Genomic DNA, 23127 nt, shown 5'->3' with positions numbered 1-23127 from the left:
ACTCGATAAGCCCTATAAAGGTGAAATATGAACACGCAAAAGCCCATTAACTCGTCAGTATCGCCTGAGCCTATAAAAGAAAAACAAGCCCCAAGCTTAGTACCTAAGGGTCTCACTATAGGCATGGCAGCTTTTGCCTTGGTGCTTAGCCTCGCTGGTTATGGTTTTCGCCTGCTGATTGGCGATGATGTCGGAGAAGTGCTGCGTCATGCAGCAGTGATAGTGCCAGCATTTATGATTGGTATTCCGCTATTTTTCTGGCTTGGTTCGCGCGTTTTAAATAAACTCAAAGGTTTGCATATCGCAAGCTGGAATGCTATTAGCTTGGGCTATTTAACCTCTTGTATAGCCATGCTTTGGTTAATGGGCACTTATAGTTAATAATTGGCTGCTGTTAGCGCTTTAACATGGTTATCTTTTAAAACTTTGTCTTTATGGCATTCATCGATTTCTACTTTTTAATAAGTCGCGCTTTATGATGCGACTGGACACTTGCTAGTATGCCTACTTCCTCTAAGAAAATCACCGATATCATTTTCCCAAAAGAGCTTCCAAACAGTTTGTTTATTTTACTGATTATCGCCTGTTTACTCTTAGGCTTATCCTACCTGCGCCATGGTACCGGACTGCAAGGCTGGCTACATGTCTTTGAAAATTGGCTACTTATGTTGCTCATTATCCCGACCGCCACCGCTACCGTAGCCTTACCGTTCAAATATCGCGACCCGTCGCTCGAGCTCAAGCAAATGTATTATCTGGGGATGTTTGTCGCTTTCTTATTTACCTTAGCGAAATTACGCTATTGGCGTTAAGAGCGATTTAGCTCGTTCATAAGCTTGATAAGTAGTATTAAAGAGCATTTATGCAAAAAGACTTACGCGTCAGGCCTTGAATTGTCGGCGCAAAGCGTCCATTGTATAAGTAAGATAGTTTTGCCCGTATATTTGTAAGAACCGCGCTTTAATAAATGAATCAGCGCCTTTTTATAGAGGTAAACCGGGATAATAAGGAAAAAATAGATGCCATACGATATTGATAATGAGATAGAAGTAGATAACGATAGTCGCGACCAATTCGCTGGATTTGCTAAAGAGACCACGTTGGAGCTGGTTGAAGCAGCGGACGGTAGGTTGCTGTTACGTGACGCCGAGGAAGAAGAAGCACCGCTGATGACCATTGATTTTTCTGATAAGCTTAGAGAGATACTTGGCAGTGATACCCAAGCGATTGGTCAGCATATGATTCATGCTGCGATTCAGGTCATTATGCAAAAACAAATGAGCCAGTGGCATGCCCATGTCTATGATAAAGAGCCCACTCACTATAGCTAAAGCTAAACAGGCTGATAGCTTCTAAATGTATATCTTCTAAATCTGTAAGAACGAAATATAGTAGCTGGTTAAAATAGTGTATGGTTGAAATGGTTGGCGAGTCAAAAAACTGGCAATAAAAAAGGGTTTATCTTTTGATAAACCCTTTTTTTTATCAAAATAATTTAATGACAAATTATTTGATTTTTGCTTCTTTAAAGATGACGTGCTGGCGTACTTTTGGATCAAACTTTTTAATTTCCATTTTGCCAGGCATAGTGCGCTTGTTTTTGGTAGTGGTGTAGTAATACCCAGTACCAGCGGTTGATACTAATTTAATTTTATCTCTCATGATAGCTTTCCTGTAAATGAGGGGTCTTCAAACGATAGGTACGAGTGCAAAAAGGTTAGTCGCTACAAATGAGGTAGCTAAAAAGCAGCTTGGAAGGTGAAAATTATCGACCACTCAAGCCGCTGATCTTAACTTATACTTTTTGACCTTGTGCGCGTAGATCCGCTAACACTTTGTCGATACCAAGTTTGTCAATGATGCGCATACCTTTGGTAGACACACGTAGACGTACGAAACGATTTTCAGACTCTACCCAAAAACGATGGTTATGAAGGTTTGGTAGAAAGCGACGACGGGTTTTGTTGTTTGCGTGCGAAACATTATTACCCACCATAGGGCGCTTTCCAGTCACTTGGCAAACTCTAGACATGGCGAACTCCTAATCTATGAGGTATGAGGGATTCTCATACCAGTCTGGGCAAGTTGCACGTTTTTGCGGCATGGACACAGCAAGCGGCAGCTTTGCACCAAACAAAACTATTATGAAGGTTGAGCTGATATTACTGTCATCTAAAGGCAAATAACAGGCAAACCAATTCAGAAAATTTTAAAGCCGACATTTATACCATAAAACTAATGAATACTCAAATATTTTTATAATAATCGCTGCTTTAAACGATAGCTATTATACCCTGAATTGCACACGCTATGTGATTGATTATTTAATAGTAAAGATGCATTTTTTAGTTGTAAGTTATAACAAAAGTCAGTAAAGTTGCGGTTATATATTTAATACAATCTGTTAATACAACTGCTCTTATTGTAAGTGTGTGTATCTTTACTTAAATAGATGATTGCCATCACGGAGTTTTAAAATGTCCTATAGCTCATTACCACTGACTTCCAAGTTATTTCAGCTCACTTCTTTAACCTGTGCATTAGCATTGGCAGGTTGTGGTGGCGGGGATGGCACAGATGTCATTGCTCCTACACCTGATTTAGGAGTGCAGCCCGGTACTGGTGGTAATAACGGTGGTGGCAACAATAATGGCGGTGGCGAGCAAACACCAGAGATTGAGCCTGACTTCTTTATCCAAAAACTGAGCACAGCGCCTACTATTATTGAGTTGTCTGATGATCAAGCAGCTTTTAGTGTTACAGTTAAAGCTGTTGAAAAAGTATCTGGTGGAGCGATGGTTGGTAAAGCTGTGACTCTAAAGGTAGTGGACTCTGAAAATAACGGTATCACTATCGAAGGTCAGAGTACCCAAACCACTGACAGTGATGGTAATGCGGTATACGCATTGAAGCTCAATCCGCAAGCAGTTGCTGATAAAGATAAACTGATAGCCAATGGCTTTACTCTAGTGGCGACTGCTAACAAAGCAGATGGCACTGCAGTCGCACCGCAGGAACTCAAGGTTTCAGTCAATAAAAAAGGTAGTGGTGATGGCACACAAGTTACGGAAAGTAAACTTGATATAAGCACTTCGTTCACTACTAGCTCAGTCTCTAATAACGCTCTAAACCCTTATGGTGATAGTGCTCAATTGACCGTCATTGCTAAGAACAGCAAGGGTGCCCGTGTTCAGGATGTTAAAGTTGGCTTGGGTATTGATAATATCAAAGGCGTTTCTATCGTAGGTGGCAGTAGTAAAGTCACAAATGCGGATGGGATTGCAACGTTCTCTATTAAAATAGATGAAAATCTTTCGAAGGTTGAGCGTGATGCACTGTTAAAAGGTGAAGGTATTGCATATGCCATCAGTATCCAAGAGCAGAATGGTGCCACCAAGCAAGAAACAAATACTTTAACTGTATCCCTGCCTATCTCTGATTATGTCTTAGATGTGAAAGGTAGAGACGTAGTGCTTAATGCCTATGGAGATGAGAAGCCGCTAACTATCACAGCAACGGCTAAAAACTCTAAAGTGCCAACCGTTATTAAGGGGGCAAAAGGCACAATCAAGCTTAACAATGCAGTTACTGGTGTTAAGCTTAGTACAGAGAGTTTTACATTTGATGCAACAGGAAGTGCAGTTGTTAGTTTAATTGTAGCGCCTACGCTTACTGCCGCTCAGCGCAAAGAAATTGTAGAAAAAGGCGTCAGCTATACGGTGGTTTTATCAGAGCCAAACCGTGCAGTCACGATGGATACATATGGAAACGAAGCGTATATCCCTGAATCTCAGTATCAAATAAAGTTTGCGACGAAAAATAAAAATAGAATCTCTAGTTTCGGTAGTGAAGCTATTATCAGTTTCCGTGTCAATGATAAAGATGGCGGAGCAATTGCCAATCAAAAAGTCACTGCCAGCTTGCCTCAGGATTTAATTAAAACTGGACTCTTAAACTTAGATAGTGCTGCTACTCAAGTAACTGATGGTAAAGGCATGGTGAATTACAGTGTGAGTGTCCCAGCAAGTTTGACAGCCGCTCAAAGAACAAAATTAGAGAGTATCGGTGGCTTTGTCCTAACCGCTAAAGTTACTGAAGCTTCAGGAGCTAGTAGTAGTATCAATAGTGAACGTATCCAAGTAACTGCTGAAAGTGAAACGATTCTAAATGTAAAAAACATTCCTAGCGCTGTAAACATCCTAAAAAGTCAATTCCAAATTCAAGTTGCAGGTAAGCGTCCGGATGGTAGTGCTGCAGCTGGCAAAGAAGTTAAGTTGACTATTAGTAATGTCACAGGCGTGAGTATTCAAGGCAGCCAGCAAACGACAGATGCATCAGGCAACGCAGTATTTACCGTCAATTTAAGCCAAGATTTGACAGAAAAGCAACGTCAAGATTTGGTGAAGTCTGGTATTCCTTATACCGTGACTTTGACTGATGAAGATGGCGTGGCTACGAATAAGTATAAGGCGCCAGTTATCATTCCAGTGGCTGAATATAAGCTAAACTTTGGCAGCAGTAGTACTGATAAGCTGTTGAGTACAGGTGGTGTAACTACTTTAAGTTTCCGCGTTAATGATAAAAATGGCGGCGTAATAGCTAACCAAACTGTAACAGCAAGCTTACCAAGTAGCTTGACTCAAAAAGGGCTTATAACGCTTGAAAGTGCAGCAAACCAAGCAACTGATGCTCAAGGTAATGTAAGTTATACGGTTCGTATACCTGCAGGGCTATCTCCTACACAAAGAGCAGAACTTGAAAAAGCAGGTGGGTTCGTCCTAAATGCCCGTCTGGTAGAAGCCTCAGGTGCAAGTATCAATACAAGCAGTAATCGTATTCCTGTGACTGCAGACCCTAGTAGAAGTCAAACCATCCTGACTGCAAAAACCACTCCTAGCATCGTAAACGTTTTAAAAGACCAGTTTACGATTCAAGTATCTGCTAAGCGTCCGAATGGTAGTGCTGCTGCAGGTAAGCCTGTGAAACTTGCAATTAATAATGTCAAAGGCATTAGTATTGAAGGTGGTGAACAAGTCACTAACAGTGCTGGTAATGCTGTGTTCACCGTAAATATAGACCAAGCATTGACTCTAGAACAACGTAAGGCATTTGAAAAAGCAGGTATTGCCTATACTGTTGCATTGACTGATGAAGATGGGGTTGCCACTGAAAATTATAGTATTAAAGCATCTGTGCCTAGTGCTGAATACAAAATCAATTTTGGTAGCAGCAGCAATGCAGAGCTATCAAGCTCAGGTGGCAGTACTGTCATTAGTTTCCGAGTTAATGATAAAGACGGTGGCGTTATAGCCAATCAGAAAGTCTCGGTAAGCCTGCCAAAAGCTTTAGTGGATGCAGGATTGTTGACCTTAGATACTGCTGCTAATCAAACAACAAATGATAAAGGTATCGTGAACTATACCGTTCGTATTCCGACTGGGCTATCACCTACACAGAAATCAGCATTAGAAAAAGCCAGTGGATTTATCTTGAGTGCTAAGCTGATTGAGGCATCAGGAGCTACTACTAGTGCTAATAGTACGCCTATTAACGTCAGTAATAAAATACAGAAAAGCTTAACGGTCTTAACATCAGAGACCAATCCTAAAGTTGTTAATATTTTAAAAGACCAGTTCACGATTCAAGTATTAGGTAAACGCAAAGATGGTAGTGCAGCATCTGATAAAGTCGTCAAGCTAAACCTTGCTCAGATGACGGGTATTACTGTTAAAGAGGATGAGAAAAAGACTGATGCATCAGGTAATGTGACATTTATCGTAGATATAAGCCCAGATTTAACCCAAGCCCAACGTGAAGCACTAGTGAAGTCAGGCATTACTTATACCGCGAGCTTGACTGATAACGATGGTGTCACTACCAGTAATTATAATGCTTCTGTGGTTATCCCTGCAGCACAGTATCAGATTAATTTTGGTACCAGTGATAAAGTTCAATTATCAAGTTCAGGTGGTAGTGCAGTCATTAGCTTCCGTGTGAATGATAAAAATGGTGGGGTTATTGCTAACCAAAGCGTCACAGCAATGCTACCGAAAGCTCTAATTGATTCTGGCTTACTTACTCTAGATAGTACTGCGACCCAAACGACTAATGCTCAAGGCGTAGTCAGTTATAAAGTTAGTGTTCCTGCAGGTTTGACTAAATCACAGAAAGATAAGCTAGAAGCGCAAAAGGGTTTTGTGCTAACTGCCAAAGCTGTTGAAGCCTCAGGTGCAAGTAGTAGTATCAGTAGTTCAGCTATAAAAATCAGTTCAGAGTTAACCGAAAGTGATATTAAACTTACTTCGATTAGCTCTCCTAAAGTGGTGACTGTCACAGACAAGCAGTTTACTATTCAAGTATCTGCTAAACGTCCTAATGGTAATGTTGCAGTAGGGCAAAAAGTTAAACTTGAGATCAGTGATGTCGCAGGCGTCAGTATCCAAGGAAATGAGCAAACAACCAATGAAGCTGGCAATGCAGCATTTACTGTTAACCTTAGTCAAGATTTAACACCAGTACAACGTACAGCACTAATTACATCAGGTATTAAATACAATGTTACTTTAACGGATGATGATGGCACAGTCGCTAAAATTACAGATGCAGTTGTCAAAGTGGTACAGCCAGCAACGAGTTTAGAGTTTGCTTCTATTCTTACGCCTTCAATTAGTGAGCTTGGCGGTAGCGGTACTATAAGTATCAAGCTATTGGATAAAGGCAAGCAAACGCCAGTTAATGGACAGACAGTTGCTATCCAGTTAGGTAAAGCTGCACTCGATTATGGTGTTACTGTCAATGCAGAGTCAGCGACTACTGACTTTAGTGGTGAGACGACGTTTATAGTTACTATCCCAGAAGGGCTGACAGCAAAAGAGCGTACCGAGCTTAAATCTACTGGTATTAATTATCAGCTGTCGTATGTCGAAAAAGGCGAAACTTATACTTCTGCTATAACCAAAGTAGATATCTTAACCCCAGTGGTTGATTTGACAGTAGTAAATCCACCAAATCTTATCAATAACCGTCCTTTCTATACATTGAATGGCGAAGGCGATACGGTTGTGGTTAATGCAGCACTAAGTACTATAAACACCAACATCAGTATCGGTGGGCAGCCTATCAAGCTAGAATTTGCTAATGAAGAGTTGGCAAAGCTATTAACTGTAAATGGTAAGTTAGGATCGGCGACTAATATTGTCAGTACCAACGCTACAGGCACAGCAGGCTTTACCGTTACTGTACCGAGTAACTTAACCCCAGAGCAAAAATCTGCTCTAAAAAACCAAAAGCTAACAGCTACTTTGACTGAGACATTGACAGGTAAGAAACAAGAAATCCAGTTCAATATACAGTCGACTAAAGCCGCGATTGACTTGATAGCTATCACACCGAAAAAACTGAATCTAAACGGTGGTGAGACTCAGGTTGAGGTGATAGCCAAAGACAGTAAAGACAATGTCATTGCAGGCAAGACAGTTTACCTAGCGCTCCCTGCTGCCATTGCGGCTCAAGGGGTTAGCTTAGTCACTAGTGGCACGCAAACTACCAATGAGTCGGGAAGAGCTAGCTTTACACTTGCTGTGCCATCTGGTCTAACCGATGAGCAGAAAAAACTTATCGGCAGTAACTTTAAAGTTGTATTCTCAGCAACCGATGAGAACAATAATATTGCTACGAAAACCAGCATTGTCGAGACGATGGCCCCAGATGCAAGTGGGACGCAAGAAAATATAACGATTGGTGCAAATAAAGTCGTTAATAAGAAGGGTGATACATTTAAAGTATTTGTGCGTGTAGAGAATAAAAAGGGTAGTATCGCCAATCGTGAGGTTCGTTTAAGTGTAGATGATCCTATACAAACTGGCGTCACTGTAACCAATAATACTGCCACAACGAATGGTGATGGTTTGGCGACATTTGACCTAACACTAGAAGACGGTGCTAATGTTAACCAAGCTATCTTAGAAGCAGGTATTCGCTTAACGGCGACTACGACAACAGCCGAAAACGTCAAATTAGAGCAAAACTACATCGTTGCAGTAGATACTGCTACGATTGATAGTTATCAGCTCATAGCGTCCTCTGATAAGTCTACTTTAAACACTGGGGGTGATCAGACCAATGCTACCTTCCGTGTGACTGACAGCAAAGGCGGTATCTTGGCAGGAGTACCTGTACAGTTAAGTATTGAAGACTTAGAGGCCAGTGGTGCGGCGTTAACCACACCAAGTATGGTAACCACTGATGCTAATGGTCAGATCGATGTCGGCGTCATCCTAGCAGCCAACTCTATCAATTCGCGTCTAAATCATAGCGTAGTGATTAATGCTAAAATCGTGACACCGCAATACGATGCAGATGGCAAGGTCAGCATGCAAGTGCGTGAAGAGAAGTCATTAAGCTTATCAGCTATCGGTACAGAGATTACTATTGCAGCTACAGAAGCCAATCTAAAAGATGGCGCTTCTACTACTATCACGACCACATTAGTAGATGGTGCAGGACGTGCTATTGCCAATGCTGGTATGGAGTTGGTCGACGCAAACGGTGATGTTATTCACTCTAGTGCAACTGCTATTAGCAATGCAGATGGTCAAGCGGTGTTTAATATTAACGAAGCTGATTTGACCTTTGATAGCAATGGTAACTTACGTGTATTTGCTCGCGCTTTGGGTGAAAATAGTATCAATATTCAGCGTAGTTTAAATAGTATTGAGCTGATTAAGGTTTCGCAGGCAGGTATCAGCTTTATTAATATTGAAGACGTTTATAATGTCGATGAGCCACAATTAATTAATGTTCAAATTCGTGCTGATAGTGCAGAACAGGCAGCAACTCTTGTCGGTAAAGAAGTTGAAGTGCAAACGACTATTGGTAGCTTGATTCCGAACTATTTAGATAAGTTCACTGATAAGGTTATTGTAACTAAGCCTATTAAGGCAACTGATATTCAAGGCAATATCATTACCGTAAAAGTATGGCTAAAATCTAATCTTGCTGGTACTGCTGTATTACAAGCAACAGTTCTCGGTGAAAATATCAATGGTCAGCCTCGTTATCAAACGACAGTTGATACACGTTTCCGTGCTACAACACCTGCTAAAATGCTATTCCAAGCGGTGAAGTCTGTTATTACTCCAGGCAGTAGTACTGAAATTGTGGCCACGGTAAAAGATAAAAACGATGTCCCAGTCGAAGGTCAAACCGTCGTCTTTAGCCGTGCGTCAGACTCTTCAGCAGGTCGTTTGTCGGCTGCGACAGCAGTGACAAATAGCAGAGGTGAGGCACGAGTCGTCTATAAAGCCAATGCCAGTTCTCCTATCGGTGGTGTGAAAATCAATGCACGTTTATTGGATGAAACATTTGGCAAGTTTGAAGCATCAACTAACATCACAGTCTCAAAAGAAGCTGTATATACCACTTTAGCGTTTAGTAACGTCGTGACTTCTGATACTATTTATTATACGAAACGCGGTTCAATTTCTGTGATGGATGGTGCAGGTCGTGCTGTACCGAATAAAGAAGTCTCTATAAAGTCTTATGCAACGGAATATGCTCAAGGCAGAGTTTGCTTGCTAGACAGCACAGTAACGTATCAAGCTGCTGATGAAGTGTCAGCTTCAGGCGCTACAACTACGCCAGACCCGAAAATATTCTCTGAAAAGACATCTGTATTTTTACAGTCTGGCTGGAAGTCTACTGAAGACTCAAACTATAACTATACTTTAGACAAAGATAATAACCCTGTTTTAAATGAAGATAAGAATGGTAATGGTACGCTTGAAGCTATTAACCCCGTAGCTATTATTGGCGGTACAGTATCAGATGATGGATATACTTTCGTCACCAATGAAGAAGGTCGCGCTGACTTTGAGATTCGCTATCCAATGCGTTATTCTAACTGGGTTAAAGTACAGTTTGATGCTACTACATTCTTAAATGGTAGTGAAAATACACAGAGTATTAACTATCAACTGCCTTCTGCAGAAAGCGATCTTGTTATTAATGGTTCAAGCATTAATACACCTTGGATCGGCAATGCTAGTCCTTTTGGCACAGGTAGTGCCTCGTGTGTAGATAGTATGAATATAAATATCAACGCTCAAGCTGGGAAAACCAAGGTAACACTATCACCTTATTCACCTAATTATTCCATTTTATGGAATGGAAAAATAACGTTTAATAAGCATCAGCAAGGTTACAACTCATATATTATGGACTTTGACAGTGCATATAAGACGGGGGATACAGTTACCATTATCAATAATGGATTTGGGTTCTCTAAACTATTGAAACTTGAATGATATTTATATAACTATATCCTAAGTTGTGTTTTTACAAAAACCCTAGCTCTGTGCTAGGGTTTTTGTATTCATAATCTCAATAACCAAATACAAGCAACTCAATCAGCAAAGTTCTGCAAAAGCGATTAGAATAGTCGGTTTCCTATGCTGCTAACCATATTCAAAGTAAGCAGCACGTTTCATTTTTAATTGGGCGCATTATGTCAGACAATACCACGACTGCTACAGCAAGCATAAAGTCGAGCAAAAATTCTCAAAACTCACCGGTTGCGGCTGCTATTGATACCGCGACGCTATTGATTAAATGCCGCGATCAAGCGGGTATCGTACAAGCCGTATCTGAGTTTATTCATCGTTATGGCGGCAATATTATTACGCTTGATCAGTATTCAACCGCTCACGAAGGTGGTCAATATTTTATGCGTTTGGAGTTTGCGTTAGCAGGCTTGAGCGAGATTATAGATAACTTTGAAGCCAGCTTTGGGCATACGGTGGCTAAGCGCCATAATATGGCGTGGCGCTTACATAATAATGCGATTAAAACCAAGGTTGGTATTTTAGTATCAAAGTTCGATCATGCGCTATTAGATTTACTGTGGCGGCATCAGCGCGGATTACTCGATTGCGAGATTACGTCTGTCGTTAGTAACCATGAGGACTTGCGCCAAGCGGTAGAAAACTTTGGTATAACCTTTCATTATGTGCCAGTCACCAAGGATAATAAAGCCGAAGCAGAAGAGCAGATTCATACCTTGATGGCAGGCAATGACTTGTTGGTATTGGCGCGTTATATGCAGATCTTATCATCTGATTTTGTCAAGCGTTGGCCGATGCAAATCATTAATATTCACCATTCATTTTTGCCCGCCTTTGTCGGTGCTGATCCTTATCGTCAGGCTTATGAAAAAGGCGTCAAGCTTATCGGCGCGACTGCGCACTATGTGACAGCCGAGCTAGATCAAGGGCCTATCATTGAGCAAGACGTCCATCGTGTCACTCACCGTCAAGGAGTGGCAGAATTACGTGCTATTGGCCGTGATATCGAGCGTAATGTCTTAGCGCGCGCAGTAAATTGGCATGTACAAAACCGCGTGATTGTGGCAGGTAATAAAACCGTGGTTTTTAATTAGCTTTTTTTTAAGACGGTGTTAAACCAAAAGAAGAGCGTAAAAAAGGCCGCCAGTATTGGTATTTAATACTGGCGGCCTTTTTTAATCAAATTACCAATATCGCAGAACTGGGTTTATAACAGCATCTCTAACACAAACTTGCTACCGACAAAGCCAATTGCTAATAAGATAAACGCATAAATGGTCATATTGGCAGCGCGTTTACCACGCCATCCTGCGCGCCAATTACCCAATAATAATGCGCCAAATAACAGCCAAGATAACATGCTAAAGACCGTTTTATGGGCAAGATGCTGCGCCATCAGGTCTTCTACATAAACAAAGCCAATGCCAAGCGCGATACTGAGCAACACAAAGCCGACCAATAGCATGTCGAACAATAGACTTTCCATGCTCTGCAAGGACGGCAGTTTATTGACCCAAAAGCGATGAATCGACTGGTGTTTAAGCTCGCGTATTTGTAAGCGCAAAAATAGCGCTTGCAGCGCTGCCATCAGCAGCACACAATAGGCGGCAAGTGATAGTAGGATATGCGCCTCTAACCCGACACTGATGTCTGTAATCGGACGATAGGGCGCGCGGCCGATATAACCGATAATCATCCCAACTAGTGCCGTCGGTGCTGCTAAAATACCAAGACTGACAATAGGGCGGTATAAGCTAAAAATAACGTAGAAAAATAAGAAAAATAAACTGATCAGGCTAATGGTATTAAACAAGTTGAAATTTAGCCCATAAAGCGTGACCACATGTGGATAGAGTAGTGCGGCATGTGCGAGCATGCCGACGACCAATAAACCTAAGCTCACGCCCTTGTGGATAGGTTTATCGTGAATCAGCGCCCAGCCGATGTAGATGCTGACCAAAATATAAACCATGCCAGCCAGTAAAAATGCAAGTTGCAAGATAAAGAACCTCATCTCATGATGAGCGCACAAACGCCGCTCAGTTGAATGCTAAAATGGTATTATCAGAATGATTAGAATAATTCTCCAATTTATCATAAAATGGCAAGCAATTGAGCGCCATCTTACGGATTGATTATAGCGCTTGTAGCACAGCAGCGCTTATTAGAAAAATGCCATTTGCAAAACGACTATAAGCTTTATGGCCTCTTAATGCTATAGTATTGATAATATGCTACTTTTTAATCGTCTGTAGCATAGCCAAATCATGTAAATCAGCAAGCAACGCTGAACCAAATTTGACGACGTATTGTTGTCATAGTGTTTTTACTAAGAATTGCTTTTATCAAAGATTGTTTTCACTAAGAATTATTTTAATTGAGAGTTATTTATGTTTGATACCTTAACCGAACGCTTATCATCGAGCCTGCGTAATATCGCCGGTACTGGGCAGTTGACCGAAGATAATATCAAAGACACGCTGCGCGAAGTGCGCATGGCGCTATTAGAAGCTGACGTTGCGCTACCGGTAACGCGTGATTTTGTCAAACGTGTCAAAGAGCAAGCGCTTGGCGCAGAAGTGCTCAAAGAGTTGGCGCCAGGACAAGCCTTTGTCAAAATTGTCCATGACGAGCTGACCGAAATGATGGGCAGTGCCAATCAGCAACTTGAGATGACGGGTAAACCGCCGGTTGTTTATCTGCTTGCTGGTTTGCAGGGGGCGGGTAAAACCACCACCGCTGGTAAATTGGCGAAGTTTTTGCAAGAGCGTCATAAGAAAAAGGTGATGCTGGTTTCTGCCGACGTTTACCGCCCAGCAGCTATTAAACAGCTTGAGCAAGTAGCAGGACAAGTCAATGCCAAGTTCGTCAATTCAACAGTTGATGAAAATCCGATTGATATCGCCCGCCGCGCTATCGAAGAAGCTAAAATCCAATATCAAGATATTCTGATTATTGATACGGCTGGTCGTCTGGCTATCGATGAGACCATGATGGCTGAAATCAAGGCGTTGACCGCGGCGGTCAACCCGTCTGAAACCTTGTTTGTCGTCGATGCGATGACCGGGCAAGATGCGGCCAATACCGCCAAAGCCTTTAACGATGCGCTGCCATTGACTGGCGTTATCTTAACCAAGACCGATGGTGATGCGCGCGGCGGTGCAGCATTATCTGTACGCGCCATTACTGGTAAACCGATTAAGTTTTTAGGTCGCGGTGAAAAACTCGACGCGCTCGAGCTATTCCACCCTGAGCGTATCGCTCAGCGTATCCTTGGTATGGGTGACGTCTTAAGTTTGGTCGAAGAAGTCGAGCAAAAAATCGACCGTGATAAAGCGGAAAAAATGGCGAAAAAGATGCAAAAGGGCGGCGACTTCGACCTTGAGGATTTATTGACCCAGTTTCAGCAAATGAAAAGCATGGGCGGCATGGCAGGTTTTTTAGATAAAATGCCGGGTATGGGCGGCTCTGATATGCAAAAAGCCGTGCAAGACGCTAAGCCTGAAGAAAAAGTACGTGAAATGGAAGCCTTGATTAATTCAATGACGCCGTTTGAGCGTAAGAATCCCGATAAGATTAACCCAAGCCGCAAGCGCCGTATTGCCGCAGGTTCAGGACGTGAGATTCAAGACGTCAACCGTTTGCTCAAGCAGCACAAGCAAATGGCAAAAATGATGAAAATGATTTCTAAGCCTGAAGGTATCAGTAAAATGATGAAGTCGATGCAAGGCTTGATGGGCGGCGGCGGTGCTGGTGGCGGCGGTCCGTTATTTGGCGGCGGTCAGCAAGGCGGTGCCAAAGATGTAAATCCCGCGCAGATGGCAAAGCAGATGGGACTGGACCCAAACAATATGCCGAGCACCGAAGAGATGCAAAAACAGATGCAAGAGCTACAAAACCAAGCGCCAAAGAAGTTTAAAACGCGCTTTTAATGAATAGACGCTCAGATTGATATAGTATTTACTTTTTAACAAATTCCCCAAGGCTGAAATAGTTTTGGGGTTTTTTATGTCTGACGTATTTGCATAAATATTGATGGATGCACTAGGAAAGTTTAGAAATTGATAAAATTCTTTTATCCTAAATGCTATGATAGGCGCTGATTGATGAGCGCATGTTTTGTGGTATTAAGAAAATAAGCCGAGGTAATGATGTTTTTAGCAATGGATACCGTATTTGAGCAGTGTTCGATCGCGATTTTAGATGCCAATGGTCAGGTGCTATCGAGTCATACCGAACAAGGCAAACGTGAGCAAACTCAGCACATTTTGCCAATGATAGATGCGGCTTTATCTGAAGCTAAGCTCAATCTGGCGCAGATAAAAGCATTGGTATTCAACCGTGGCCCCGGTGCTTTTAGCGGTATCAGAATCAATACAGCGGTGGTGCAAGCCTTATCTGTCGCCCATGATATTCCTTGCGTGGGGGTTTCTAGCTTACAAGCCATTGCCCAGTGTGCGCATCAAAGGTATGGTTTGACGCAAATTTATAGCGCGCTTGATGCGCGTATGCAGCAAGTATATTTTGGGCAATATGCACTAATAGACCATATCATGCAGCCCGTCGTGCAAGAAAGTGGCGAAGATACCGAGCGCTTACTTGATTATGGCAGCCAAACCGCTGCCAATCTGCCTGTCGTCGGTAACGGTGCGCCGCTATTAAAAGCGCATGACGAACAAGTTTGCCATGAAGAGGTTTGGCCAGATGCGGTAGTGATTGGACAATTGGGTATCGCTCAATTCATACAGACAGGCGGTAGCGATGCGGCTAATGCCTTACCAAAGTACTTGCGCAATCAAGCATGGAAAACGCTAAAAGAGCAAGGTAAGGCATAGTGCTTACATGATGATTAGTAAGCAATGTACTTTGTACTTCTACGTATAAACGATTATAAAAGCAACAACAATATAAAACAGCGGCTAGCGCTGTTTTTTTAGGGAAGCAACTGTGGATATACTGTTATTAATCCAAGCGCTCATCATGGGTATCGTTGAAGGTATCACTGAGTTTTTACCCATCTCTAGTACGGGGTATTTGATTTTATCAGCCGATTTGATGAGCTTTTGGACTAAGGAAAAAGTTGATTTGTTTGTGGTGGTAGTCCAGCTTGGTGCTATCTTAGCCGTCATTTATGATTACTGGGGCAGGCTCTGGCAAGCGCTCATGGGGCTACTGACTGGTAAAGCGGAAGGTATGAGTAATCCAAGGCAGCTTGGTTTAAGCTTAATTGTGGCGACCATTCCGGTAATGATTGTAGGTTTTACCTTTGCAGACGAGATTAAGGCATATTTGTTTAACCCTATCGTGGTAGCGATTATGCTGATTATCGGCGGTCTGCTGATATTTTATGTCGAAAATCGACCTAAAACGATTATTGCCCAAGAAGCAGAAGACGTCAGTCTAAAAACTGCGTTAATGATTGGTTTGATGCAGTGTTTGGCTTTGATACCCGGAACCTCACGCTCAGGGGCCACTATTATCGGCGCCCTCTGGCTTGGCGTGTCGCGTAAGGCGTCTGCGGAATTTTCTTTCTTTTTAGGCATACCTGTCATTGTTGGCGCAGCATTGTTGGATTTATTAAAGCACCATGACGTGTTGACCAGTAGCGAAGACTGGCTGGTATTGGGTATCGGCACCGTGGTGTCATTTGTCGTCGCTTTGCTTTGTATCCGCTTATTGGTCGCTTGGGTTAGCCGTCGTGACTTTAAAATCTTTGCTTGGCTACGTATTGTTACGGGCGTATTAGTACTGATTGCCGCTTGGGGTTTTGGCTATCAGATGGCAGGCTAAGTTTTAACGATGTGGCGTTATCATTTTCAACTGGGTTAACGGTAACGTTTTAAACCATAAAACATTAAGAGGGAGGGCAATCATGAGCAGTTTACAACAAAAATCAAGCGATTTTATGCATTGCCAGCTTTTTTATGTTAATGAAGCCCAACAAGCGCAAATCGCCAGCCTAAAAGCGCTGGTAGTGAAACATCAATTGCCTATTGTTCTAAACATTGAGTTGTTTAGCGAAAAGCTCAATCAAAAACGCCGCCAGCAATTAAGCCAGCATTCTATCCAGCCTATCTTAGTATTAGATGAAAAAGATAAGCTATCATGGCTGAGCGATGGGCTGAGCGTGGCGCCCGAATGGGATAAGCTACAACGCCGAGTGGTGAGTGCCGGGCGTAAGTCTGAGTTACTGCTACAAGCGGCTAAAATTACAGCGGATAGCACGGTCATTGATGCGACCGCAGGCTTTGGGCATGACAGCCTCATATTAGCCAGTACTGGCGCTCAAGTCATTATGCTTGAGGAGCAGCCCTTGATGGCGCTGTTTTTGCTAGCTGAACAGCAGCGGATGAGTACGCTACCAAATTGGCAAAAGCTGATGCGCCGACTACAGATTATCAATACCGATGCGCTGAGTTATTTTGAAAGTATTGATTTTACAGATTCTAGTAATGGTTTGACCGCTAATAGCCATCAGACTATTGATGTGGTATATCTTGATCCTATGTTTCCAGAGGATAGCTATCAAGATAGCAAAACGGGTAAAGGCGCGAAAGTGGGCAAGCATATGCAAGCCTTGCACCAATTGGCACGTCCACCAACGCTAGAAGAAGAGTCACAATTGCTCCAAAGTGCACAAGCAATCGTCAGTCAAAGTGCAAGCCAAGGCCGCGTCGTCGTTAAACGCCCGCAGCTCGCACCATTACTTGCGCATCAACAACCAAGCGAAAGCTGGCATAATGAAGCGATACGTTTTGATGGGTATTTCGTTTAAAAAACCTTTCGTTACCATGCATGGAGTCAGTTTAAACTTTTAGAGTTAGTGAATTTAGGAGCAAGGAATGTCGACACTAATTATTTGGGTAATGGGAGCGGCGCTATTACTGATAAATATTATGCTGCGTACGAGAATTTTAAGATTGGAAGCGCGCTTAAAAGAATTGAGTCGCCCTGAAGATTACTTGAGATTCTTGCGACAGCAAGCCGTACAAAAAGAAAAAGTTCCTGCCATTAAAGCCTTACGCAAGCAATATCCTGAGTTGTCGCTCATTGAAGCTAATAATTTGTGGCAACAAATCCAATAGCTCGCGAACCCTTTCGCTTCTATTCGCTTAACCTAGCAGCTTGCAAAAAAGTATATAAAATTTATATAGATGATAATAAAACGCCATGACATTTAATGACAAATTACAAGCCTACCTACAACTAACACGCTTTGATAAACCTGTAGGTATCGAGCTGTTACTCTGGCCAACGCTTTGGGGGGTAATGCTGGCGGCGATGGGTCAAGCGCAGCAGCAAGGCATGGTAGCAGGTATGCCAAATTTTAGAGTCTTTGTTATTTTTGCGCTCGGTGCGATTTTTATGCGCGCGGCTGGCTGTGCAATCAATGATTTTGCTGATCGCAAGGTCGACGGTTATGTCAGCCGCACCAAAGGCCGTCCATTAGCAGATGGACGCTTGTCTGGTAAGGAAGCCATTGCCGCGTTTTTAGTATTGGTATTGCTGAGTGCCAGTTTGCTATTCTTTTTGCCTATTGCCGTTTTTTACTGGTCGCTTGGCGCCGTTATATTGGCGTTTATTTATCCATTCATGAAGCGTTTTACCCATTTGCCGCAAGTGTTTTTAGCCGCCGCTTTTGGTTGGGCAATACCGATGGCCTATGTCGCGATACAAGGCGCGCCTGATATCTGGTGCTGGTTATTATTTATCGCTTATATGTGCTGGACAGTAGCGTATGATACCCAGTACGCGATGGCGGATCGTGAGGATGATTTAAAAATTGGCGTCAAATCAACGGCGATATTATTTGGCCGCTACGATGTGATTATTATCTCGCTGCTGCAAACCGTCTTTTTAGTTATTATGGGTGCGGTCATGTGGCATTACTTTGCGCCAACCAGTGTGGGCGTGTTACCAGTATTTGGCTTGGCGCTCGTGGCGATGATGTTTGCCAAGCAGAACAGCGCTTGTGCCAGTCGTCAAGCACTGGCCTGTTTTCAGGCGTTTTTGGCCAATATATGGGTAGGGCGTTACGTCTTTGCTCTTATCGCAATCGCGTGTTTATGGACAACTTTTAATGGATAACTTTAAGAAACTCTCAAAGTCAAAAGCTAGAAAGGTATCTGATGTTAAGGCGCCAGTTATCGATTATCAGGCAAAGCTAGCTGAACATGGCTTAACACGCGCACAAGTCATCGAAACTGAGCGCAAATTGGCGAAATTTGCCAATACCATGGATTCGCTCGTACGTATTCCCTTTACCAAACAAGGCATGGGGGCTGATGCGGCGCTGTCGACCATTCCGCTGGCGGGAGATTTGGCAGGACTGGCGTTGACCAGCTATGCTTTTATATTAGGGCGGCAGTTGGGCGTACCTGCGCATAAAATGACCCCAGCGGTTAGATTGGCGCTGATTGATATGGTGGTTGGTATTGTACCGGGTATAGGTACGGTGCTCGATATTTTTATTCGGCCCAGTCGTAAGACATTGAGCATCGTGCACGAGCATCTACACGATGAATATGGCATTACCGAAACCATGCATATGGATCGGCCGTTTTTGCATCAATCATTAGAAGATAGGCAGCAGCAAAGCCGCTTTGCGTTCTTTTGGCGTAATCCTATCGTTGCTTGGCTATACCTGCATATTCCTGATCTATTGGGATTAATCGTTATTGTGGTTATTGGTTGGGGCTTATGGGCGATGATAAGCTGGCTGGTCGGTCTGTTTAGCAAGACCACTGGTTTTGGTTAAAGGTAAAGTAGAGTAAAAAAGGCGGCAAATATGATAAGTATTTGCCGCCTTTTTTAGGGTTTAATTTATTATTTTCGACAGGTTTTAAGCCAAATTTTTATTTAAAAACTATTCGGTAATGACTTCTGCTTCTACACTGATGGCCTCAAAGCTGGTCGTTTTGTTGTTTTGAATAAGATCAATGCTGCTACCACCGCCATGACTGACCAGCTGAATACTTCCATCGTTTGAGCGATAAGTAGGGTTATTGCCTTGGCCTTCTGGCGCACTCAAGGTCATTTCTGGTTTATTTGGCAACGTGACGATAGCGTTAAGTACGCCTTTTTCTGAGGTTTCAAAGATAACAAATAACGTCTCACCGCTAGCGCTGCGATAATTGACATCAGTGATTTGCGCGCCTTTGATGGCTTGTTCTGGATTGGGCATTATCGCAGCACTACTTGTTGAGATATCCGCTGCGCTAAGCTCGTTTTCTGATTCATTTGAGCTTGTATCTTGCTCTAAAGTGGCTGCCGAATCAGTAGCGCTTGGCTTTGTTTCAGCAACTTTCGGTGCATTAATATTAGAGCTTATTGGCGTCGTTTGGGTGGTTGTGTCAGCAGCAATCTCTTCGGCGGTTTCAGATTCTGGCGTCTTTTGGCAAGCACTTAGTAGGGATAGGCCTAATAGAGTGACAGAAATCGCTTTAAAGGATGGTTTTGATTTCACTAAGGTAAAAATATCGGTTTTCATAATAGACAGCTATCCATTTATAATCGTTATTTAAGTGTTTTAAACTTTAAGGCTAGTCTAGCATTATTCTTTAAGCCTGCTTCTATACTATTATCAATACATGCCTTAGCTTTAAGAGCGTTTTCATAAATATTGATAAAAGTTAGCGTAACGTTAAATTGTTACTTTTTACGCTTTATGCAATCGCGCCCGATTGGGTGATAATCGCGCTAAGGTAACGGTAGATAAAGGCGCAAAGCAGCCTAACATCATATCTGCTAATGCTTCGGCGCATATCGGTGCTAAGGCATAACCTTTTGCCCCCATCGCAGAGAGCGTCCAAATGCGGCGACTTTGGGCAAGTCGTCCGACCAAGGGATGATAGTCAATCGTTTGCGTACGCACACCGGCGCGCGCTTGCCATGCGCTGGTATCGTCTGGCAAGACATTGCTTAATTCAGGAATATCCTCAAGCAATTTGTCATAATTTTGCTGATTTTCTTCTTCGCGGATATCAATACTGGCGTCAGCATCTACAAAGCTGGCACCTAATAAAAACTGTGGCTCATTGTCGCGAATGTTATTTATCTCAGCATCGCCGCTTTGCCCGATAAAGGGCGCGCAATAACCACTATATTTGAGCGGTAGTTTAGGCAAACCCGCAACTTGCTCAGCAGTAGGTGTAAACCAAGATAATTGCCCGCGAATAGTACGGCACTCAACAATACGTTTGTCTAATTGATGGCTTTCATAGGCGGCGCAAATCACTATATTGTCAGCGCAGATAGTGACAGAACTTTGACCATCAATACCGCTTTCTTTCTCACCAATCACCGTCACTTTATTGGCAGCTTCTTTGATATCAGTAACGCTAAGCTGCTGATAATTGATATTTGAGTGCTTAAGGATGAGCGTTTTTAGCGCTTGTGGATTGACCAATCCAGATTGTGGTAAATATAAATTGTCCGTTAAGTCTTTAGTTTTTAAGCCACTTAATTGCCGCGCCTCTTCAATCGTAACCGTGGTTGCCATTTCATTGGGATAATCGGCAATTTGCACAGTTCCGATATTGGTTTTGATTAGCAAGTCTAACGCGCCTGTTTGCTCAAGTATTGGCGGCGTTTGCTGCAGCGCTGCTTGCCGATTGAAATAACGGTACAACCTGCCGCTATAGAGATAGCCGATAGAGTGCAAGTGCTCATACACATGATGAATGGGTGTCATATTTGGTGCGAGGAGGGCGCGCGGATTGCCAGAGGCGCCAGCAAGCGGCGCGACTTTATCTACTACCGACACAGCCACACCGCGGTTGGCCAGCGTCCAAGCCGTAAGTAGTCCCGCAACGCCTGCACCAATAACCACTGTATGATTAGGAGTATGGTCATGAGGGTGTGGCAAAACGCAAATATTGTTATCGTCATTCAGTGCTAAAGAATCAGGTAAGAACTCAGTATTGTCCGCCATCGCTGCCGTTAACATCTCGCGCTTGCGCCCAAAACCTTTTACCTTTTTAATGCTAAAACCATGCGCTTGCAAGCCACGTTTGACAATACCAGCACAGCTATAAGTAGCGGCCGTGGTGCCAGTACGAGATAAGCGCTGCATCTGGGTAAATATCGACTCCGCCCACAAGCTCTCATTACAAGAAGGCGCGAAACCATCTAAAAACCAAGCATCAACGTAAGGACGATTGATAGCAGTCTCAGTATTTAAAGTAGCTAAGCTCTCAAAACTAGCCAGACTTGCCAAACTATCGCCCGCATCGCCTAACCAAATATCAAGCGTGATATTATCGTCAATAAAGTTTAGTCGATGACAGCCCGCAATCAGCGGTGGGTAGTTGGCTAAAAGCTCTTTAATCAATTCGGCAAGTTCAGGGGCGCGTTGTGCCCATAAAATGAGTATCTGCGTTAAGTCGTTAAGCGGTATGGGGTATTTTTCAGTGGTGATAAAGTGTAAGCGCGCGCTTGTTAACTGCGGCTGCTGAGCACGAAGCTCACGCCAAAGCTGCCATGTCGCTAAAAAATTCAAGCCCGTTCCAAAGCCCAATTCAGCAATCGTAAAGCATTGCTTATCAGCAAGGTTTGCTAGGCGCTCGGGTAATTGATTATGGGCTAAAAATACATGGCGAGATTCTGCTAAGCCATCAGCGTGCGAGAAATACACATCGCCAAACTCCCCTGATACTGGCACTTGATTGCCAGCATCATCGGTTTGCCATCCAATCTTAGCAGGGGTAATCACATCTGGCGGCGCGGGTTTCTTAGGGGGCTTGGTGGCTTTTTTATAAGTGGCAAGAGAGGTAGAGGTAGGCTTGGATATAGCCGGTTTAGACTCAGGTTTAGACACAAATTTGGACATAAAGCATCACATTTATAGAGGATTTACTACCAGCGGTCACGGCGGACAAACACCAACCACGAAATAAATATCCCAACCAATAAGCTCACTAACACCGTAAATGCGCCGTATAAAAACAATTGACCTTTGCTTTCATAAACCAAAACGTTTACTTGTGTTTGTAAGTCATTGACTTGACGCTGAAGCTGGGCATTACGGCTTAGCAATTCTTGATTGGCTTCAGAGAGCGCTTTAGTTGATGGTTGTAGCTGCGCGGCTAAAGTGTCGCTAATATTGGTCGCAGGCTGAGCACTAGTAGCTTGGTTCGCTGCTGTAGCAGAGACCGTATTTGAGGCAGTATTTGGTAACGCTAGTTGATTAACAGTATTGGGCGCTAATACAGCATTTGGCGCAAGCGGAGCCGTTCTTGCCGCAGGATCAGCATTGGTCACAGTTGGTGCTGCTTGTGCTGATAAGCTAGCAAGTAATAACAAGCTCGCAACAATAAGATTAGCGACGCGGCCAAGAACGTGCTCACTGGTATGATTAGAAACAGAACCATTTAATAATAACTGCTGAATCACGATACTGTTACCTTATTTGCTGGCTTGTCTGCTGGTTTATCTGCGGCGCTGTCAGTAGGTTCAGGTAAGGTCTGCACAAACGGCTTGATATCTACATGGCTATAGACGCCATCACGCAGATAAGGCTCAGCGCTCGCCCATGCTTGCGCAGCATCGAGGGAGTCAAAGTCAGCAATAATCAAGCTGCCTGACATCTCGCTTTTACCGTGTTCGATGGGCGTTGGACCTGCGATAATGAGTCGCTGCTCGCTTTGTAATACTTTCAGGCGGGCAACGTGTTCGGCGCGTGTTACCTGACGTTGGGCGCTGCTGCCAGCAACATCGTGGCCGATAATAGCAAATAAGGACATGGGACTTCCTCAAGTAAATAATATCTTAGATTAACACACCAAGT

19 protein-coding genes are annotated in these 23127 nt (G+C 43.2%); 12 read left to right on the top strand and 7 right to left on the bottom strand.

Features of this window, described 5'->3' with window-relative positions:
* The first annotated feature begins 27 nt into the window (after positions 1-27).
* From B3R91_RS09665 to B3R91_RS09655, 3 genes are all read left to right on the top strand, one after another.
* Entirely contained in the window at positions 28-381 is a 354-nt protein-coding gene (locus tag B3R91_RS09665; RefSeq protein WP_191691054.1) for a hypothetical protein, read from the top strand.
* A 119-nt stretch (positions 382-500) separates the two neighbouring features.
* Positions 501-812 (top strand): hypothetical protein, encoded by a 312-nt coding sequence (locus tag B3R91_RS09660; protein WP_286797419.1) that lies wholly within the window; start codon positions 501-503, stop codon positions 810-812.
* Positions 813-1019: 207 nt separating this feature from the next.
* Positions 1020-1331, top strand: coding sequence for a hypothetical protein (locus tag B3R91_RS09655; RefSeq protein ID WP_286797418.1), 312 nt, complete (start codon positions 1020-1022; stop codon positions 1329-1331).
* A 175-nt stretch (positions 1332-1506) separates the two neighbouring features.
* Here the strand turns inward: B3R91_RS09655 and rpmG are convergent, their stop codons facing one another.
* Both rpmG and rpmB read right to left on the bottom strand, forming a co-directional pair.
* Positions 1507-1662, bottom strand: coding sequence for a 50S ribosomal protein L33 (gene rpmG, locus B3R91_RS09650; protein WP_010201403.1), 156 nt, complete (start codon positions 1660-1662; stop codon positions 1507-1509).
* A gap of 133 nt (positions 1663-1795) precedes the next feature.
* Positions 1796-2032 carry a 50S ribosomal protein L28 gene (gene rpmB / locus B3R91_RS09645; RefSeq protein ID WP_057761372.1) on the bottom strand — a complete coding sequence of 79 codons (237 nt, stop codon included), beginning with the start codon at positions 2030-2032 and terminating at the stop codon, positions 1796-1798.
* Between the two features lie 445 nt (positions 2033-2477).
* Between rpmB and B3R91_RS09640 the strand changes: the two genes are divergently transcribed.
* Both B3R91_RS09640 and purU read left to right on the top strand, forming a co-directional pair.
* Positions 2478-10304 (top strand): hypothetical protein, encoded by a 7827-nt coding sequence (locus tag B3R91_RS09640; RefSeq protein ID WP_286797417.1) that lies wholly within the window; start codon positions 2478-2480, stop codon positions 10302-10304.
* A 197-nt stretch (positions 10305-10501) separates the two neighbouring features.
* Positions 10502-11434 carry a formyltetrahydrofolate deformylase gene (gene purU, locus B3R91_RS09635; RefSeq protein WP_286797489.1) on the top strand — a complete coding sequence of 311 codons (933 nt, stop codon included), beginning with the start codon at positions 10502-10504 and terminating at the stop codon, positions 11432-11434.
* A gap of 113 nt (positions 11435-11547) precedes the next feature.
* Here purU and B3R91_RS09630 read toward each other — a convergent pair whose 3' ends face one another.
* Positions 11548-12354 carry a cytochrome C assembly family protein gene (locus tag B3R91_RS09630; RefSeq protein WP_286797488.1) on the bottom strand — a complete coding sequence of 269 codons (807 nt, stop codon included), beginning with the start codon at positions 12352-12354 and terminating at the stop codon, positions 11548-11550.
* 376 nt (positions 12355-12730) lie between these two features.
* On the opposite strand from B3R91_RS09630, the gene ffh reads away from it, so the two are divergent.
* The 7 genes from ffh to B3R91_RS09595 all read left to right on the top strand — a co-directional run bounded on the left by ffh (position 12731) and on the right by B3R91_RS09595 (position 19098).
* Positions 12731-14272 carry a signal recognition particle protein gene (ffh, locus tag B3R91_RS09625; RefSeq protein WP_191690368.1) on the top strand — a complete coding sequence of 514 codons (1542 nt, stop codon included), beginning with the start codon at positions 12731-12733 and terminating at the stop codon, positions 14270-14272.
* Positions 14273-14491: 219 nt separating this feature from the next.
* Positions 14492-15175: a tRNA (adenosine(37)-N6)-threonylcarbamoyltransferase complex dimerization subunit type 1 TsaB gene (gene tsaB, locus B3R91_RS09620; RefSeq protein ID WP_286797486.1), complete on the top strand. Its 684-nt coding sequence runs from the start codon at positions 14492-14494 to the stop codon at positions 15173-15175.
* A gap of 112 nt (positions 15176-15287) precedes the next feature.
* Complete coding sequence (locus B3R91_RS09615) at positions 15288-16130, top strand: undecaprenyl-diphosphate phosphatase (protein WP_286797415.1); 843 nt, start codon at positions 15288-15290, stop codon at positions 16128-16130.
* Between the two features lie 82 nt (positions 16131-16212).
* A complete protein-coding gene (locus B3R91_RS09610; protein ID WP_286797414.1) occupies positions 16213-17115 on the top strand; it encodes a class I SAM-dependent methyltransferase in 903 nt (300 codons plus the stop codon).
* A 67-nt stretch (positions 17116-17182) separates the two neighbouring features.
* Positions 17183-17425, top strand: coding sequence for a hypothetical protein (locus B3R91_RS09605; RefSeq protein ID WP_144296632.1), 243 nt, complete (start codon positions 17183-17185; stop codon positions 17423-17425).
* An 85-nt stretch (positions 17426-17510) separates the two neighbouring features.
* Complete coding sequence (gene ubiA, locus B3R91_RS09600) at positions 17511-18428, top strand: 4-hydroxybenzoate octaprenyltransferase (RefSeq protein WP_144296631.1); 918 nt, start codon at positions 17511-17513, stop codon at positions 18426-18428.
* A complete protein-coding gene (locus B3R91_RS09595; protein WP_286797413.1) occupies positions 18421-19098 on the top strand; it encodes a DUF4112 domain-containing protein in 678 nt (225 codons plus the stop codon). The genes ubiA and B3R91_RS09595 overlap by 8 nt, the downstream gene beginning before the upstream one ends.
* Before the next feature lie 108 nt (positions 19099-19206).
* Here the strand turns inward: B3R91_RS09595 and B3R91_RS09590 are convergent, their stop codons facing one another.
* The 4 genes from B3R91_RS09590 to B3R91_RS09575 all read right to left on the bottom strand — a co-directional run bounded on the left by B3R91_RS09590 (position 19207) and on the right by B3R91_RS09575 (position 23083).
* A complete protein-coding gene (locus B3R91_RS09590) occupies positions 19207-19830 on the bottom strand; it encodes a hypothetical protein (protein WP_286797412.1) in 624 nt (207 codons plus the stop codon).
* Positions 19831-19998: 168 nt separating this feature from the next.
* A complete protein-coding gene (mnmD, locus tag B3R91_RS09585; protein WP_286797411.1) occupies positions 19999-22170 on the bottom strand; it encodes a tRNA (5-methylaminomethyl-2-thiouridine)(34)-methyltransferase MnmD in 2172 nt (723 codons plus the stop codon).
* A 26-nt stretch (positions 22171-22196) separates the two neighbouring features.
* Positions 22197-22733, bottom strand: a complete 537-nt coding sequence (locus tag B3R91_RS09580; protein WP_223808483.1) for a hypothetical protein — start codon at positions 22731-22733, stop codon at positions 22197-22199.
* Entirely contained in the window at positions 22730-23083 is a 354-nt protein-coding gene (locus tag B3R91_RS09575; protein WP_144296627.1) for a YciI family protein, read from the bottom strand. The genes B3R91_RS09580 and B3R91_RS09575 overlap by 4 nt, the downstream gene beginning before the upstream one ends.
* Between the last annotated feature and the right edge of the window lie 44 nt (positions 23084-23127).

It is taken from the genome of Psychrobacter sp. UBA6291 (assembly GCF_002439405.1).
Taxonomy (GTDB): domain Bacteria; phylum Pseudomonadota; class Gammaproteobacteria; order Pseudomonadales; family Moraxellaceae; genus Psychrobacter; species Psychrobacter faecalis.
Note: the sequence above shows the minus strand (reverse complement) of the source record. Positions and strands in the feature narration are given on the sequence as shown.

What these genes read in the sequence shown, in the direction of transcription:
- B3R91_RS09665 (WP_191691054.1), top strand. Translation starts at nt 28, where the DNA reads ATGAACACGCAAAAGCCCATTAACTCGTCAGTATCGCCTGAGCCTATA.
- B3R91_RS09660 (WP_286797419.1), top strand. Translation starts at nt 501, where the DNA reads ATGCCTACTTCCTCTAAGAAAATCACCGATATCATTTTCCCAAAAGAG.
- B3R91_RS09655 (WP_286797418.1), top strand. Translation starts at nt 1,020, where the DNA reads ATGCCATACGATATTGATAATGAGATAGAAGTAGATAACGATAGTCGC.
- rpmG (WP_010201403.1), bottom strand. Translation starts at nt 1,662, where the DNA reads ATGAGAGATAAAATTAAATTAGTATCAACCGCTGGTACTGGGTATTAC.
- rpmB (WP_057761372.1), bottom strand. Translation starts at nt 2,032, where the DNA reads ATGTCTAGAGTTTGCCAAGTGACTGGAAAGCGCCCTATGGTGGGTAAT.
- B3R91_RS09640 (WP_286797417.1), top strand. Translation starts at nt 2,478, where the DNA reads ATGTCCTATAGCTCATTACCACTGACTTCCAAGTTATTTCAGCTCACT.
- B3R91_RS09630 (WP_286797488.1), bottom strand. Translation starts at nt 12,354, where the DNA reads ATGAGGTTCTTTATCTTGCAACTTGCATTTTTACTGGCTGGCATGGTT.
- ffh (WP_191690368.1), top strand. Translation starts at nt 12,731, where the DNA reads ATGTTTGATACCTTAACCGAACGCTTATCATCGAGCCTGCGTAATATC.
- tsaB (WP_286797486.1), top strand. Translation starts at nt 14,492, where the DNA reads ATGTTTTTAGCAATGGATACCGTATTTGAGCAGTGTTCGATCGCGATT.
- B3R91_RS09610 (WP_286797414.1), top strand. Translation starts at nt 16,213, where the DNA reads ATGAGCAGTTTACAACAAAAATCAAGCGATTTTATGCATTGCCAGCTT.
- B3R91_RS09605 (WP_144296632.1), top strand. Translation starts at nt 17,183, where the DNA reads ATGTCGACACTAATTATTTGGGTAATGGGAGCGGCGCTATTACTGATA.
- ubiA (WP_144296631.1), top strand. Translation starts at nt 17,511, where the DNA reads ATGACATTTAATGACAAATTACAAGCCTACCTACAACTAACACGCTTT.
- B3R91_RS09595 (WP_286797413.1), top strand. Translation starts at nt 18,421, where the DNA reads ATGGATAACTTTAAGAAACTCTCAAAGTCAAAAGCTAGAAAGGTATCT.
- B3R91_RS09590 (WP_286797412.1), bottom strand. Translation starts at nt 19,830, where the DNA reads ATGAAAACCGATATTTTTACCTTAGTGAAATCAAAACCATCCTTTAAA.
- mnmD (WP_286797411.1), bottom strand. Translation starts at nt 22,170, where the DNA reads ATGTCCAAATTTGTGTCTAAACCTGAGTCTAAACCGGCTATATCCAAG.
- B3R91_RS09575 (WP_144296627.1), bottom strand. Translation starts at nt 23,083, where the DNA reads ATGTCCTTATTTGCTATTATCGGCCACGATGTTGCTGGCAGCAGCGCC.